This window comes from Mesorhizobium sp. M7A.F.Ca.CA.002.05.1.1 (assembly GCF_003998335.1).
Taxonomy (GTDB): Bacteria; Pseudomonadota; Alphaproteobacteria; order Rhizobiales; family Rhizobiaceae; genus Mesorhizobium.
Window position 1 is genome coordinate 1 of record NZ_RZQI01001564.1, and the last position, 607, is coordinate 607.

The following is a 607-nucleotide window of genomic DNA, read 5'->3' on the forward strand; positions in this document are numbered from 1 at the left end:
ATTTCTTATGGTTGACGAAATTTCGTGGATTGCTCCATTTTTCGGCCGCCAGAGAGGTCTGTCGACCGAAACCTTAGCATGCGGTTTTGTCCGGTCCATCCAGTCGTGGCGTGGACGCGCCGGCTTCCTGGCTGCACTGCTCCATCGTCTTGTCCAACCTTCCTGACCGAAGTCGCGCGGTTGGCTTCTCGTCTCTTGGCCGCTGTCTGGCCGGCTGCCGCCGTCTAGTTCAGCGGCAAACGGCGATAGGTTCCGGGCTTTGCCGGGTCATGATACTTGTTGCACGGTCCTTTCTCGGTAAAGTCTCTGTGACAGGCAGCGAGGTTTTCGCGCGACAAGGTGACGCCGAGACCAGGACCTTCCGGAACGCGCACGAAATTGTTTCTCGGCGAAAACGGCCCTTCCTCGGTGACATCCATCGGCAGCATGCGAAACAGCGACTGGTTCGGCTCCCTGATCCAGCCAAGTGCCGCGCACAGGTGCAGATAGGCGGCACTGCCGATGCCGCTGTCGCCGCTGTAGCACCAGAAATCGATGCCGGCGTGCTCGCAGGCGCCAACGAAGCGCAGTAGCCGGCCGATGCCGCCATGCGTCGTCGGGTTGCCGA

1 protein-coding gene is annotated in these 607 nt (G+C 60.8%); it reads right to left on the reverse strand.

Annotated features, from left to right (window positions below):
• Positions 1 to 224 precede the first annotated feature (224 nt).
• Positions 225 to 607: enolase C-terminal domain-like protein (locus tag EN939_RS37055; RefSeq protein WP_272483147.1), on the reverse strand; the 383-nt coding region annotated here is incomplete at its 5' end.